Here is a 13,985-nt window from a genome sequence, read left to right as displayed (position 1 = left end):
ACTGCTACTAGAACTAACGGCGGCCGTTGTATTCGGGGAGAGACGAACGGCCTCCGAACAGAAACTGCTGTGGATTACGTTCGATGCTCCGGACCGCGCGGCTGATGTCGTTGAGGGTTCTGCGCCCCTCCACGGCAAGAGCCTCGTATTCGCGCAGGCCTGACTCCGTGAAGCGTCCCACGCCTTTCAGGACGCCCTCGGTACGTTCGTTGAGATTGTCGGCCAGTTCCCGAACGGAGTTCGCCGCCTCGCGGATCTGATCGAACGCTCCCCTGCCCGCCTCTCCCGAGGCCGAGCCCAGGAAGCCTTCGGCGCCCTTCAGGACCGCGTCGATCCGGTCTGCGGACCGGTTGAGCTTCTCGGTGATCGAGCGCGCCTCCTGGATCGCCTTGTCCACGTCCGGGCTGCGCCGGCCCAGGGTCTGGGCGAAGGTGTCCACGTTGTCGACCACCCGGCCGACCTTGGTCGCATCGACGGCCTTGGCCAGGTTGGAAATCTCGGTCAGGGCCATGTCGAGCTTGGGCGCCGACTCGTTGAGACGGCCCACGAGGCTCGCCGCATCGCGCAGGGCATTGTCGATGGCCTGGCGGTTCTCGGCCAGAGCCTTCGTGAACTCCTCCGTATTCTGGACAATGCGCGCGACCCGCTCGCCGTCGATGGAGCCCACCACCCGATCCACGTTGTCGACGGTGCGGCCGACCTTGGCCGGGTCGATGGTGCGGGTGATGGCGGTGAGATCGGTGAGCGCCGCGTCGAGCTTGGGCGCGGTCTCGTTCAGGCGGCTCGCCAGGCTTGCCGCGTCCCGGAAGGTGTTGTCGATCGCCTCCCGGTTCTGCCCCAGAGCCTCGGTGAAGCTCTCCACGTTCTCCACGATCTTCGCGACGCGCTGCGGCTCCACCGAGCGCACGACCTGGTCGAGGTTGGTCGCGAGGGTCTCCAGCTTCTCGGCCAGCGGCCCCACCTTCTCGGCCGCCTGGCCGACCTGGGCCAGGAAGCGGTCGATGCCCTCCGCATTCTCGCCGAGGGCCTGGGAGAAGCGCTCCACGTTCTGGACGGTGCGGTTTATGCCGCCCTCGTTGTCCGACACGACCCGCCCGACGCGCTCCAGCACGTCGTCGGCCCGACGGGCGATGTTTCGTGCGGTCTCGATGAGATCCTGGAAGTCGGACCGGTCGGCGAAGATCGTCGGCAGGGGTTGGCCAGGACCGGCCGCTAGGGGCGGCGCGCTGGGCTCGCCACCCGACAGGGCGATGTTGGCGACGCCGGTCAGGCCCTGGTATTCCAGGCGGGCGCGGGTGTCGGTGCGGATGGGGGTGTTGGCGTCGACCTGCACGATCGCCATGACCCTGCGGGGATCCTCCGGCAGAAGGCTGATATCCGTCACCTCGCCGACCCGCAGGCCGTTGAAGGAGGCGGACGAGCCCTTCGAGAGGCCGGAAACCGACCCCGAGAACACCACGCGGACGGTCTGTCTTCCCTGGCCGCGGTCGCCGCCGGAGAACCAATAGACGAAGCCGAACGCCGCCGCGATCACCGCGAGGGTGAACAACCCGATCAAGGCGTAGTTTGCACGCGTTTCCATCACAAACCCTACGAGTCGCTGGCCATGGCCGCGCGAGCCCGTTTTCCATGAAAGTAGGAGCGGAGCCAAGGGTTGTCCGATGCGAGCAACGTCTCGATGGGCCCTTCCGCCAAAATCTTGCCCTCACCCAGAGCCGCGATCCGGTCGCAGACCGTGTAAAGGCTGTCGAGGTCATGGGTTACCATGAATACGGTAAGCCCCAAAGTCCGTTGTAACGTCGCAATCAGCTCGTCGAACTCCCCGGCGCCGATGGGGTCGAGGCCCGAAGTCGGCTCGTCCAGGAACACGATGTCCGGGTCGAGAGCGAGCGCCCGGGCCAGGGCCGCCCGCTTGATCATGCCGCCGGACAGTTCCGAGGGAAGCTTGTCGGCCGCGTCCGGCTTCAGGCCCACCATCTCGATCTTGAGCATCGCCAACTCGTCCAGGAGCCTGTCGGACAGGTTGAGATACTCCCGCATCGGCACTTGCACGTTCTGCTTCACGGTCAGAGCGGAAAATAGGGCGCCCTGCTGGAAAAGAACCCCCCAGCGCCGCTCCAGAAGCCGCCTTTCGGAGGGCGACAAATCGTCCAGGTTGCGGCCCAGCACCTCGATGGTGCCCGCCCGCTTGGGGACGAGGCCCAGGATCGTGCGGGTCAGCACCGACTTGCCCTGGCCGGACGCGCCGACGAAGCCCAGGATCTCGCCCCGGTACACGTCCAGGTCGAGCCCGTTGAGGATGGTCCTGTCCCCGAAGCCGACCTCGACCCCGCGGACGCGAATGACGACCTCGCGGTTCCTATCGATGGGGAGATGGTGCCGGTCGAGCATCGCTTCAGTACCTGATGGCTGCGAAGAACATGGCGAAGAGGCCATCGAGGACGATGACCATGAAGATCGCCTTTACCACGGACGAGGTCACGTGGCGCCCCAGGGACTCGGCGGAGCCTTCCACCGCCAGCCCTTCGAGGGTGGCGATGATGCCGATGACCAGGGCCATGAAGGGCGCCTTCATGAGCCCGACCAGGAAGGTGTTCATGCTCACCGCCTCGCGCAGGCGGGAGAGGAAGACGTCCGGGCTGACGTCGCCGTAGAGCCATGCCGTCACGCCGCCGCCCGAGAGCGCGGCGATGGACGAGATGAAGGTGAGGAGCGGCAGGCCGATGACGAGGGCGAGGATCCGGGGAACGATCAGGACCTCGATGGGGTCGAGCCCCATGACCCGCAGGGCGTCGATCTCCTCCCGCATCTTCATGGAGCCGATCTCGGCCGTGAAGGCCGAGCCGGACCGGCCGGCCACCATGATGGAGGTGAGGAGCAGGGCGAGTTCGCGCAGGACCAGGATGCCGATCAGGTCCACGACGAAGGGCGTGGCACCGAAGCGGACCAGCTGGAAGATGCCCTGCTGGGCGACGATGCAGCCCACGAGGAACGAGATCAGCACGATGATCGGCACGCTCCGGTAGGCGATCTGCTCGAGCTGGTTGACCAGCGCCGTGCCCCGGAAGCGCCGGGGATGGACGACGACCCGGATGAGGGCCGAGACGAGCTCCCCCAGGAACGCGACGCCATCGACCAGATCCTTGCCGGCCCCGGCCATGCTCTTGCCGACGTCGACGAGAAAATCCATGGCCTTGGAATGCCGGGCCTTCGGCTGCTCCTGAAAGCCGCGATAGGCCACCTCGTCGAGCAGGATCTGCTGTTCCGGGCTGGCATTGGCGAAGTCGGCCGCCTGGCCGCGCTCCCCCAGTTCGTGCCGGGTCCGGTCGAGCACCCAGGCGCCGAGGGTGTCCAGACGCTGGACTTCGCCCAAATCGAAGATCACGTGATGCTGGTCGGCCTCGGCGCCGATCTCGGCCGCGAAGGACTCCACGAGCTCGGCATGCTCCGCGGTCCAGTGGCCGACGATCCGTGCGGTCACCTTGTCCCCAGAACGCTCGATTTTCACTTGCGGCTCTTGAGCCAAGGTGCTCTGCGCCACGATCATCCTTCCGGTATCGATTCCGCTTGGTGATAGCGTGTTGCTACGCCACAAGTCGAGCCGAAGTTGTGGAGAGGCAGAGAGAATGCGCAAGCTCGACGTGACGATTGACCGCTTTCCCATCGCAGGAAAGTTTACGATCGCAAGGGGGTCCCGCACCGAGGCGGTCGTCGTGACGGCGACCATCGGCGAGAACGGCGCAGTCGGTCATGGCGAATGCGTCCCCTACCCCCGCTACGGCGAGACGGTCGAAGGCGTCGCCGCGGCCATCGAGGCCCTGCGGCCGCAGATCGAGGCCGGGCTGACCCGCGAGGCGCTCCAGAGCGCCATGCCGGCGGGAGCGGCCAGAAACGCGGTCGACTGCGCCCTCTGGGACCTCGACGCCAAGCGCTCCGGCATCCGCGCCCATGTGACGGCAGGGGTCAACCGCTGGCCGCCCGTGACCACGGCCTATACGATCAGCCTCGACACGCCCGAGGCCATGGCGGAAGCGACCGCCCGGGCGGCGGAAAGGCCGATCCTGAAGGTGAAGTTCGGCGGCCCCGGCGGGGATCTCGAACGCATCGCCGCCGTCCGCAAGGCCGCCCCCGACGCCACCCTCATCGCCGACGCCAACGAGGGCTGGACCCAGGAAAACCTCGCCGCCCACCTCGCGGCCTGCGCCGATGCGGGCTACGCCCTGGTGGAGCAGCCCCTCCCCGCCAAGGAGGACGAGTCCCTGCGCGGCATCGACAGGCCGGTGCCGATCCTGGCCGACGAGAGCGTGCACGACCGGCCGAGCCTCGACCGGCTGGTAGGGCTCTACGACGTGATCAACATCAAGCTCGACAAGACCGGCGGCCTGACCGAGGCCCTGGCTTTGGCCGAGGCGGCGGAGGCCAGGGGCTTCTCCCTGATGATCGGCTGCATGGTCGGCACGTCGCTCGCCATGGCTCCGGCCATGGTCCTGGCGCCGCGCGCCCGCTTCGTCGATCTCGACGGCCCTCTCCTGCTGGCGAAGGACCGGGAGCCGGGCCTGACCTATGAGGGCAGCATCGTCTACCCGCCGCTGCCCGCCCTCTGGGGCTGAGCCGGCAGGAGACGGACCGCAAGCAGCGTCAGCACGAAGCCGATGGCGCCGAGGGGCGCCATTGCGGCGAAGACCAGGGCGCCCGCCTCCCGGTAGATCACGCCGCTCACAATGGTGGAGAGCGCCATCACCAGGGCCGCGAGGGTGCCGTAGATGCCCTGCGCCCGCCCGCGGGCATGTGGTGGGGAGAACGCCGTCAGGGCTGCCATGGTCCCGAGATGGGTGGCGCCGAAGGAGAGGCTGTGCATGGCCTGGAGCACGAAGGTCAGGCCGAGACCCGGATGCAGGGACATGACCGTGAAGCGGATCGCCGCGGCGGCCGATCCGATGAGGATCAGCCCCACGCCCGACCCCTTGCCCACCGCCTGGCCGAGCACGAAGAAGACGACGATCTCGGCGACGACGCCCGCCGCCCAGAGATACCCGATCGTGGCATCGGCGAAGCCTTGGGACTGCCAGTAGATGCTGGCGAAGGCGTTCAGGGCCCCGTGGGTGCCCTGCGTGAGCGCGGCCGCGATCAGAACCAGCCAGAGCACCTTGGGCAGGCCCGGCGCCGCGGACCGCCCCTTGTCGTCGGCGCGAACCGGAGCCTCGGTCGTCTCGGGCCTGACGGCCACGAAGGTCGCCCAGATCCCGAGAAGGGGGATGAGCGAAAGCGCCACGACGACGGCGCCGGCCCCGAACCCTCCCACCAGGTACCCGGCCGCGATGTTGGCCAGGAAGAAGGCCACCGATCCGCAACCGCGGATCCAGCCGTAGTTGAGGCCCGGCCGCCGCTGCACCGCGCCCGTCACCACCAGGTCGTTTCCCGGGATGACCGCCGCCTGCGCAACGGCCACGAGCGCGACGATCGCGATGATCGCCAGGCTGCTCTCCGCCAGCATCAGCAGCGGGAAGCCGACGATCTGGCCCAGATGGCTGCACAGGAGGAGGCGGCGTGGGCCGAAGGACCTGTCGGCCAGGATCAGGAGCGGGGCCGAAACGAGGATGCGGACGATGATCGGGATGGAGACCACGATCCCGATGATCGTCGGCGGAAGCGCCTTGCTCTGCAGCCAAAGCGGGAAAAAAGGCAGGAACACCCCGATGCTGACGAAGCTCGCAGCCTGCAGCGCGCCGAGGCGGATACCGAAAACGAGGGTGGGTGCGGTCACGGCAAGGTCACCGAAAGGATAGGCGCGACGAAGAACACGGTGAAAATACCGTTAAGGAAGGTGTTGAGGGGTTGAGCTGTCCCCTGCTTTCGACACAATGGGAATCGCGGACCCCGCGGAAAGGGAAGTGTGTAGCATGACGGATGACGAGACGCGCGTCACGTTCAGCAATGCTGATTACGACGCCATCGAAGCCGCCGTCATGGAGACGGCACGGGGCCGCTGGTTCCTGCGCGAATTCGCCCGGCGCAACCGCAATGCGGATACCGAGGCCGTTCTGGCCGCCCTGGGCCGCATCGAGAAGACCGCGCACGACGACGCGGCCGGGCGGACCCTGGACCAGGTCCGGTCCACCTTGCAGGACATGGCGCGGACCATCGCCCGGACGAAGGGCGAGCTCGGCCTCCTCCCCCGCGGCAAGGGCCAGGACGACCTGAGGAACCTCCTCGACCTGGAGGCGCAGGAGCCCCTGAGCGACGAGGAGTTCCAGGCCCTGGCCGAGCAGCGCATCCGGCGGATCATCCAGACCCTGCGCTACCTCGAAGGCCGCATTCACGAGATGGCGGCCGTCTGCGCTCCCGATCAGCCTGCGCCCGACAAGGAGTCGTCCTTTCCCGAGGCCCCTGGCCTAGCGGACGAGCAGATCCTGCATCCGGGTCCCTATCCCTCGTTCCTGATGTGAGGCCCGCGGTCGGGCTCTTCGTGGGCCGAACCGATATTGGAGAAGAACTGTCGCGCGCTCTCGCGCCAGGTAAAGGTCTCGCCGTAGGCCCGGCATCTGTCCTTCGGGATCTCGAGGGCCGCCAGGGCCGCCTCGCGCAGATCCTCGTCGAGGACCCCGCAGGCCGAGGAGCCGATGACGTCGGCCGGTCCCGTGACCGGAAAGGCCGCGACCGGGAGGCCGGAGGCCAGGGCTTCCAGCAGGACGATGCCGAAGGTGTCCGTGAGGCTCGGGAACACGAAGACGTCCGAGGAGGCATAGACCCGTGCCAGATCCTCTCCGGCGAGGGTGCCCAGGAACCGGGCCTTCGGGTAGCGCCGCTCCAGATCCGCCCGTGCCGGGCCGTCGCCCACGACCACCTTGGTGCCGGGAAGATCGAGGGAAAGGAACGCTTCGATATTCTTCTCGACCGCCACCCGACCGACGAAAAGAAAGATGGGCGCGCGGTCGTCCAGGATCCGTTCGTGGCGCGGACGGAAGAGCTGCGTGTCCACGCCCCGGGTCCAGCGCCGGATGCGGTGGAAGCCGCGCCCCTCCAGCTCCCGCTCCAGGGAGGGGGTGCTGACCATCATGGCGCGGGCCTCGCGGTGGAACCAGCGCAGCGCCCGATAGGACCAGGCCTCCGGAATGGGCGTCCGGGCGGAGACGTATTCCGGAAAGCGGGTGTGGTAGCTCGTGGTGAAGGCGAGGTCCCGCCTGCGGCAGACCAGACGCGCCGCGAGGCCCACAGGGCCTTCCGTCGCGATATGGATGTGCGTGGGGGCGACCTCGTCGAGGACGCGCGCGACCCGTCCCGGCGTCGCCAGGGCCAGCCGGATCTCCGGATACGTCGGCATCGGAACGGATCGGAACCGCTCGGGCGTGAGGAAGACGATCTCGGCGCCGAAATGGGGCGCCTCCGCAGCCATGTATTCCAGCGAGCGGACGACCCCGTTCACCTGCGGATGCCAGGCGTCGGTCGCGACGAGGACGCGCATCAGGCGACCCGCGTCCCGGCCAGGGCCGGCACGGACTGAGACCGGCCTTCCGCCTGCGCCTCGGGCTGCTCGGCCCACCGGATCAGCTGCAGGGTGCCGTCGTAGTGCTCGACGACGGCGGTGCAGGATTCCACCCAGTCGCCGGTGTTCACGTAGGCGATGCCGAACCTTTCGTGCATGACGGCATGGTGGATATGGCCGCAGATGACCCCGTCCGCCTCCTGGCGCCTCGCCTCCGAGGCGAGAAGGTCCTCGAACCGGCTGATGTAGTTGACGGCGTTCTTCACCCGCAGCTTGGCCCAGGACGAGAGCGACCAGTAGGTCAGGCCGAGGCGGCGGCGCAGGATGTTGAGATGGGTGTTGACGAACAGCGCCGCCGTGTAGGCCCCGTCCCCGAGCAGGGCCAGCCAGCGGGCATGGCGCACCACGAGGTCGAACTGGTCCCCGTGGATCACGAGGTAGCGCTTTCCGTCGGCGGTCTCGTGCAGGGCATGGTCGGCCAGCTCGATGCCGCCGAGATTGACCCCGATATAGTCCCGCAGGAACTCGTCGTGGTTGCCGGGGATGTACACCAGCTTGGCGCCCTTCCGGACCTTGCGCAGGAGCTTCTGGACGACGTCGTTGTGGGCCTGGGGCCAGTACCAACCCGATTTGAGCTTCCAGCCGTCGACGATGTCGCCCACGAGATAGATGATGTCGGCATCATAGGCCTTCAGGAACGCCAGCAGCGGACCGGCCTGGCACCCCCTGGTGCCCAGATGGAGATCCGACAGGAACAGCGTCCGCACGCGGACGGCCTCGAATGCTTCGGCCATGGGGTCCTCACTCGGCGTGTCCCCTGACCAGACCGGATTCGCGTATCGTGTCTGTGACGTTAGCCTTGCGATTTTGTGACAGTCGCGAACTCTCGCATGTGCCTGACGCAGGGATTTTCCGCCCGAAAGGCCTTCACGGGAGAGCCGCATCGTGTTTGGTTGCGTCTCCAACCGAAGCGACTCACGCCTTGAAACCTCTCCTGGGGATCTCCCTCAAAGTCCTGTCCGCCCTCGTCTTCACGATGATGTCGGCTACGTTGAAGACCCTGATGGCCCGCTACCCCGTCGGAGAGGTGGTCTTCTTCCGTTCGGCCTTCGCCCTGCTTCCGCTCCTGGCCTGGCTGGCCTGGCAAGGGGACCTGATCAACGCCGTGCGGACCGACAACGTGCGCGGCCACTTCCTGCGCGGCCTCATCGGCACCTCGGGCATGTATCTTGGCTTTGCCGCCCTCTCCTACCTGCCGCTCCACGATTCCATCGCCATCGGCTACGCCTCGCCGCTGATCGTCGTGATCCTGGCGGCCCTGCTGCTCAAGGAGAAGGTGCGGGCCTACCGCTGGAGCGCCGTTGGCATCGGCTTCGTCGGCGTCCTGATCATGCTTTCGCCCTACCTGAAGGTCGAGACCTTCACCGGGAGCCTCAGCGGCGGGCCGACCCTCGGCGCGCTCTGCGCGCTGCTGGGCGCCTTCTGCTCCGCCGGGGCCATGATCCAGGTGCGCCGCCTGACGGCGACCGAGAAAACGGGCGCCATCGTCTTCTACTTCTTCATTCTCGCCTCGGCCCTGTCCCTCTGCACCATCGTGCTGGGCTGGCGCATGCCGGACGCCTACGACATGGCCCTGTTCGTCGTCGGCGGCATCCTCGGCGGGATCGGGCAGATCCTGCTGACCCAGAGCTACCGCTTCGCGGATACCTCGATCATCGCGCCGTTCGAATACACCACCATGATCTGGGCGCTCCTGTTCGGCTGGATGGTCTTCGGCGATCTTCCCACCGGCACCATGCTGACCGGCGCCACCATCGTGGCGGGCACGGGCCTCTTCATCGTCTGGCGCGAGCACCAGCTCGGGCTGATGCGGGCCCATGAACTGAAGGCGGCCTCGCCCAAACCGGGCGGCTGACGCCCTGCCGACAGGAAAAGGCGCGCCGCGACACCCCTGGTGCTTGACCCACCCCTGAGGTTGTCCCAAAACCGTTTTGAGGAACGAACGTTCGGTCTTTCAGAACAGGCAAGGCGGGCACGATGGGCGTTGAAGGCAAGGAGCGGAGCCGGGATCTCGAGACCGGCGCTCAGGTTCTATCCGGCCACATGGGCAAGACCATCCAGCGGCTGCGCAAGGCCTACAACCTGTCGCTCTCCGAACTCGCCGAGCAGTCGGGCGTGGCGAAATCCATCATCAGCCAGATCGAGCGGAACGAGACGAACCCGACCCTCGCCACCATCTGGCGCCTCAGCCAGGCCCTCGACGTGTCCATCGAGCGGGTTCTCGCCACCAGCGACGAGGAGCCGTTCATCGAGAAATCGTCCAAGGCCGACACGCCGATCCTCGTGTCGGAGGACGGCAAGATGCGCCTTGCCATCATCGGCTGGCTCAAGACCATCGAATGGCTGCAATGGTACGACGTGCAGTCGGAGCCCGGCGGCGTGCTCGATTCCGACAGCCACCAGCGCGGCTCCATCGAGTGCCTCTCGGTGCTGGAGGGCGAGTTCGAGGTCGAGGTCGGCGGTTCCACCCAAAGGGCGAAGACGGGCGAGACCCTGCGCTACCGCTGCGACCGCCCGCACTCGGTCCGCTGCGTCGGCGACGGGCCCGGGCGGGCCACCATGGTCTGCATCCTCAAAGCGGCCGTGATGGACTGACAGCCCGTCCCCAGCTTGTCCACCGATCATTCAGGCCGCTTGTAGCCCTCTCGCTCCGGCAGGGAGAGCAGGTATTCCGCCATGGCCCGACGGTCCGCGTCGGAGAGCTGCGCGGTGTTTGCGACCACCGACCCCATCGGTCCGCCGACCGTGTCGAAGAGCGGGGTTTCCCCCGTTTTCAACAGGGTGGCGATCTCGTCCACAGTCCAGCCCCCGATACCGCTGGAGTGAGGCGTGATGTTGGGAACGGTCCCCCGGCCCTCCGGATCGGGCCCGCCGGCGAATCGGCGCTCCTCGATGATCGCCCCCGCCGCGTTGCGCTCGCTGTGGCACTCGGCGCAATGGCCGGCCCCGTTCACCAGATAGGCGCCCCGGTTCCAGCTCTCGGATTTCGTCGGATCGGGCGTGAAGACGTGCCCGTCGAGGAAGGCGAGCTTCCACAGGCCGACGCCCCGGCGGATATTGTAGGGGAACGGCAGGTCGTGAGCCTGAGCCCGGCCCTCGACAGGCTGAAGGGTCTGAATGAAGGCGAAGACATCGGCGAGATCGGCCGGCGTCATGCGCTGGTAGGACGTGTAGGGAAAGGCCGGATAGTAGTGCCGCCCATCGGGCGAAACGCCCTCCCGCATGGCGCGGATGAACTCCGCCGTGCTCCAGGAACCGATCCCGTCCTGCCTGTGGGGCGAGATGTTGGGAACATGGAAGGTGCCGAAAGGCGAGTTGAGGGCATAGCCGCCCCCCAGCCGCAACTTGTCGTCCTGGTTGGGAGTGGCATGGCAGGAGGTGCATCCGCCGGCGAAGAACAGGGCCCGCCCGTTCTCCATGTCGGGTGCCCGGGCCGGATCGATCGCGCCCGCGTCTCCGGCCGCCGCCCCGCCCCGCAGGAGCCGGTACGCGGAGGGAGAGGTCAGGGCGAAGAAGCCGAGCACACCGAATACGACGAGGAGGAGCAGGCCTCCGAGCACCTTGCGCATCACCGAATCTCCAAACGAAACGGGCGGCCGAAAGGCCGCCCGCGTACGATCTACGACGACTTAGGAGCTCTTCTTCCGGAAGTCGTTGTGGCAGGCGCCGCAATTCTGCAGCACCTGGGGCATCTGCGCCTTGAAGGATGCCTCGTCCTTGATGGCGGACATCGCCGTCTGGGCGTCCTGGTGCAGTTCCGTCATGATCGACTCGAACTTCGCCTTGTTCTGCCAGATGGCCGGAAGCGCATCGGTCTTCGGCGCATCCTTGGAGCTTTCGGGCCAGAGGGACTGAGCCTTCTGCGAGTTCTCGGCGAAAACCTTCAGGCCGGCTTGAACCTTCGCGAGGTCGAAGGGCTCCTGACCGCGCAGCATGGCGCCGATGGGACGGGTCTGCGCACCCATCTCCTTCATCAACTGCTGGCGTTGTTCGACGACGTTGCTCTGCGCGATGGCTGCGGTGACCCCGAGCGCAAGCAAGCTGGCGACGAAGATAGTGCGCTTCATGTAGTTCCCCTCTTATGAGCGCGATCGACGGCTTCCCATTCGAGCCGTCACCGGCGGGAGGATAGTAGTGCACATCTTGCCAAGCTTGAGCACTCTACTTTGGAACAAATCTATGTGAGGTACCCGCGACAATCCGTGGGTGCCCCTATTCCACCGGTTCGCCCGCCGCCGCCCAGTCCTTGAAGCCGCCCTTGTAGTGCTCGCGCACGTCGCGCCCGGCGGCCTGCGCGAACTCGATGGCCCGCAGCGACCTCACGCCCGCGGCGCAGGAAAAGACGATCCGCCTGTCGGTCGGCAGGCTGGAGGGATCGAAGGCCGACAGGGGATGCGAGATCGAGCCCGGGATGTGGCCGGCCGCGAATTCATGGGGCTCCCGGACATCGACCAGATGGATCGATCCCTCGGCCAGTCCCCGCTTGACGTCCTCGCGGTCCAGATCCACGTGTCCGGCTGATGCGCTCATGAAAACTTCTCCCTTGTGGTGGAGAGCATTTAAGGTTCCGGCGGCAGGACCGCAATCCGGCCGGGCGGGACCGCCTCAGGCCAGCGACGAGAACACGTCCGCCAGGGACGGAAGGCGATCCTTCAGCCGCAGGAGGGCGATGAGCTCGATCTGGACGACCGCCGTATCGAATTCCTGGTCCGGGTCGTGCTCCAGCCTTTCCTCGAAGGCGGCGAGGATCTCCTCTTTCGTGCGCCCCTTCACGGCCATGATGAACGGGAAGCCGAATTTGCGCTTGTAGGAATCGTTGAGGGCGAGGAAGCGGTCGCGCTCCTCCTCGGTGAGGCTGTCGAGGCCCGCCGAGGCCTGCTCTCCCCTCGAATCGGCGGTGAGGTCGGCAAGCTTCAGCCGACCCGCGAGGTCGGGATGGGCGCGGATGAGACCGAGCTTCTGTTCCCGGGTTGCGTCCGACAGCACATGGACCATCGACGCGTGCAGCCCCTCGGCCGTGTCCTGGGCCGTGGTGAGGCCGGCATCGTAGGCCCGCTCGGCAATCCAGGGGGAATGCTCGAACACGTCGCCGAACAGCTCCACGAACAGCGACCGGTTCATGGTGCTGGGCTTGAGATCGGCCGGACGGTGGCGCCTGATCCAGTGCCGGGCGATGTCGACGCGCCGCGCCACCCAGACCCGGTCGTGGGATGCGACGTAGTCGAGGAAGCGCGCCAGGGCCGCCGCGCGCCCGGGGCGGCCGACGAGGCGGCAATGCAGGCCGACCGACATCATCTTCGGGGCCGTCTCGCCCTCCGCGTAGAGCGTGTCGAACGTATCCTTCAGATAGGCGTAGAACTGATCGCCCGAGTTGAAGCCCTGCGGCGTCGCGAAGCGCATGTCGTTGGCGTCGAGCGTGTAGGGCACGATCAGCTGGGAGTGCCTGCCATGCGTCTCCCAGTAGGGCAGCTCGTCCGCATAGGAATCCGCGCTGTAGAGGAAGCCGCCCTCCTCCGCCACGAGGCGGTTGGTGTGCTCCGAGGTGCGGCCCGTATACCATCCGAGCGGCCGCTCGCCGGTCACCTCCGTGTGGATGCGGATCGCCTCCTTCAGGTGCGCCCTCTCCTCGTCGGAGGAGAAATCCCGGTAGTCGATCCATTTGAGCCCGTGGCTCGCGATCTCCCAGCCGGCCTCCTTCATGGCCGCGACGGCTTCCGGATTGCGCATGAGGGCCGTCGCGACCCCGTAGACCGTCACCGGCATCCCGCGCTCGGTGAACATGCGCCACAGGCGCCAGAACCCCGCGCGGGAGCCGTATTCGTAGATCGATTCCATGCTCATGTGGCGCTGCCCCGGCCAAGGCGCCGCGCCGACGATCTCGGACAGGAAGGCCTCGGAGGCCCTGTCGCCGTGGAGGATGTTGTTCTCGCCCCCCTCCTCGTAGTTGATCACGAACTGGACGCAGATGCGCGTGTCGTTCGGCCAATGGGGATGGGGCGGATTGCGGCCGTAGCCGACGAGATCGCGGGGATAGGTGGCCTCGGCCATGGTCGATCAGCTTCCTCGATAGGTGGAATAGCTCCAAGGCGAGACGAGGAGCGGCACGTGGTAGTGCCCGAGCGGCTCGGCGATGGAAAAGCGGATGGGCACGACGTCCAGGAACGGCGGATCGGCGGTGGCCGTGCCGATGGACCGGAAATAGGCGCCCACGTGAAAGACGAGTTCGTAGGTGCCCGTGTGGAAGGTCTCGCCGCTCATGAGCGGCCCGTCCGTGCGGCCGTCGTCATTGGTGCGCGTGCGCAGGATCGAACGCCGCCGCTCGCCGTCGATGGCGAAGAGCTCGATCTCCAGGCCCTTGGCGGGCTTGCCGTTGGCTGTATCCAGAACGTGGGTGGACAGGCGGCCCATGGGAACCTCGAAAGCAGCGGGGGAGAACGATCGG

Annotated in this window: 15 protein-coding genes; 4 read left to right on the top strand and 11 right to left on the bottom strand. The window is 67.0% G+C overall.

The genetic code is table 11. The annotated features are described in order from the left end of the window. Nucleotides 1-13: 13 nt before the first annotated feature. Genes LGR44_RS15295 through LGR44_RS15285 form a run of 3 tightly spaced genes read right to left on the bottom strand, consistent with a single transcriptional unit; the run spans nucleotide 14 to nucleotide 3,547 of the window. Nucleotides 14-1,582: an MlaD family protein gene (locus tag LGR44_RS15295; protein WP_226741575.1), complete on the bottom strand. Its 1,569-nt coding sequence runs from the start codon at nucleotides 1,580-1,582 to the stop codon at nucleotides 14-16. An 8-nt stretch (nucleotides 1,583-1,590) separates the two neighbouring features. Next, complete coding sequence (locus tag LGR44_RS15290) at nucleotides 1,591-2,391, bottom strand: ABC transporter ATP-binding protein (RefSeq protein ID WP_226741574.1); 801 nt, start codon at nucleotides 2,389-2,391, stop codon at nucleotides 1,591-1,593. A 4-nt stretch (nucleotides 2,392-2,395) separates the two neighbouring features. Then, on the bottom strand, nucleotides 2,396-3,547 hold the full coding sequence (locus tag LGR44_RS15285; protein WP_226741573.1) for an ABC transporter permease: 1,152 nt from the start codon (nucleotides 3,545-3,547) through the stop codon (nucleotides 2,396-2,398). Between the two features lie 79 nt (nucleotides 3,548-3,626). Here LGR44_RS15285 and dgcA point away from each other — a divergent pair, with 79 nt between their 5' ends. Continuing rightward, nucleotides 3,627-4,610, top strand: a complete 984-nt coding sequence (dgcA, locus tag LGR44_RS15280) for an N-acetyl-D-Glu racemase DgcA (protein ID WP_226741572.1) — start codon at nucleotides 3,627-3,629, stop codon at nucleotides 4,608-4,610. Here the strand turns inward: dgcA and LGR44_RS15275 are convergent. Further along, entirely contained in the window at nucleotides 4,580-5,764 is a 1,185-nt protein-coding gene (locus LGR44_RS15275; protein WP_226741571.1) for an MFS transporter, read from the bottom strand. The genes dgcA and LGR44_RS15275 overlap by 31 nt on opposite strands. Nucleotides 5,765-5,900: 136 nt before the next feature. Between LGR44_RS15275 and LGR44_RS15270 the strand changes: the two genes are divergently transcribed. Then, entirely contained in the window at nucleotides 5,901-6,446 is a 546-nt protein-coding gene (locus LGR44_RS15270; protein WP_226741570.1) for a hypothetical protein, read from the top strand. Here the strand turns inward: LGR44_RS15270 and LGR44_RS15265 are convergent. Continuing rightward, entirely contained in the window at nucleotides 6,425-7,462 is a 1,038-nt protein-coding gene (locus LGR44_RS15265) for a glycosyltransferase family 4 protein (RefSeq protein ID WP_319004861.1), read from the bottom strand. The two genes, LGR44_RS15270 and LGR44_RS15265, sit on opposite strands and share 22 nt — an antisense overlap. Continuing rightward, nucleotides 7,462-8,277 carry a UDP-2,3-diacylglucosamine diphosphatase gene (locus LGR44_RS15260; RefSeq protein WP_226741569.1) on the bottom strand — a complete coding sequence of 272 codons (816 nt, stop codon included), beginning with the start codon at nucleotides 8,275-8,277 and terminating at the stop codon, nucleotides 7,462-7,464. Before LGR44_RS15260 ends, LGR44_RS15265 begins: the two co-directional genes overlap by 1 nt. Nucleotides 8,278-8,465: 188 nt before the next feature. On the opposite strand from LGR44_RS15260, the gene LGR44_RS15255 reads away from it, so the two are divergent. Together LGR44_RS15255 and LGR44_RS15250 are read left to right on the top strand one after the other, a co-directional pair. Continuing rightward, nucleotides 8,466-9,398 (top strand): DMT family transporter, encoded by a 933-nt coding sequence (locus LGR44_RS15255; protein ID WP_226741568.1) that lies wholly within the window; start codon nucleotides 8,466-8,468, stop codon nucleotides 9,396-9,398. 122 nt (nucleotides 9,399-9,520) lie between these two features. Then, complete coding sequence (locus LGR44_RS15250) at nucleotides 9,521-10,138, top strand: helix-turn-helix domain-containing protein (RefSeq protein WP_226741567.1); 618 nt, start codon at nucleotides 9,521-9,523, stop codon at nucleotides 10,136-10,138. Nucleotides 10,139-10,164: 26 nt separating this feature from the next. Here LGR44_RS15250 and LGR44_RS15245 read toward each other — a convergent pair whose 3' ends face one another. From LGR44_RS15245 to uraH, 5 genes are all read right to left on the bottom strand, one after another. Beyond that, nucleotides 10,165-11,112 (bottom strand): c-type cytochrome, encoded by a 948-nt coding sequence (locus tag LGR44_RS15245; RefSeq protein WP_226741566.1) that lies wholly within the window; start codon nucleotides 11,110-11,112, stop codon nucleotides 10,165-10,167. Between the two features lie 60 nt (nucleotides 11,113-11,172). Further along, nucleotides 11,173-11,610 (bottom strand): c-type cytochrome, encoded by a 438-nt coding sequence (locus LGR44_RS15240; RefSeq protein WP_226741565.1) that lies wholly within the window; start codon nucleotides 11,608-11,610, stop codon nucleotides 11,173-11,175. A gap of 145 nt (nucleotides 11,611-11,755) precedes the next feature. Further along, nucleotides 11,756-12,073, bottom strand: coding sequence for a rhodanese-like domain-containing protein (locus LGR44_RS15235; RefSeq protein WP_226741564.1), 318 nt, complete (start codon nucleotides 12,071-12,073; stop codon nucleotides 11,756-11,758). 75 nt (nucleotides 12,074-12,148) lie between these two features. Beyond that, nucleotides 12,149-13,591 (bottom strand): allantoinase PuuE, encoded by a 1,443-nt coding sequence (gene puuE / locus LGR44_RS15230; RefSeq protein ID WP_226741563.1) that lies wholly within the window; start codon nucleotides 13,589-13,591, stop codon nucleotides 12,149-12,151. 6 nt (nucleotides 13,592-13,597) lie between these two features. After that, complete coding sequence (gene uraH / locus LGR44_RS15225) at nucleotides 13,598-13,951, bottom strand: hydroxyisourate hydrolase (protein WP_226741562.1); 354 nt, start codon at nucleotides 13,949-13,951, stop codon at nucleotides 13,598-13,600. Nucleotides 13,952-13,985: the final 34 nt, after the last annotated feature.

Origin of the sequence: Microvirga lenta (assembly GCF_020532555.1) — a bacterium.
Taxonomy (GTDB): Bacteria; Pseudomonadota; Alphaproteobacteria; order Rhizobiales; family Beijerinckiaceae; genus Microvirga; species Microvirga lenta.
The sequence above is the reverse complement of the archived record's forward strand: the minus strand, read 5'-3'. Positions and strand labels throughout refer to the sequence as shown.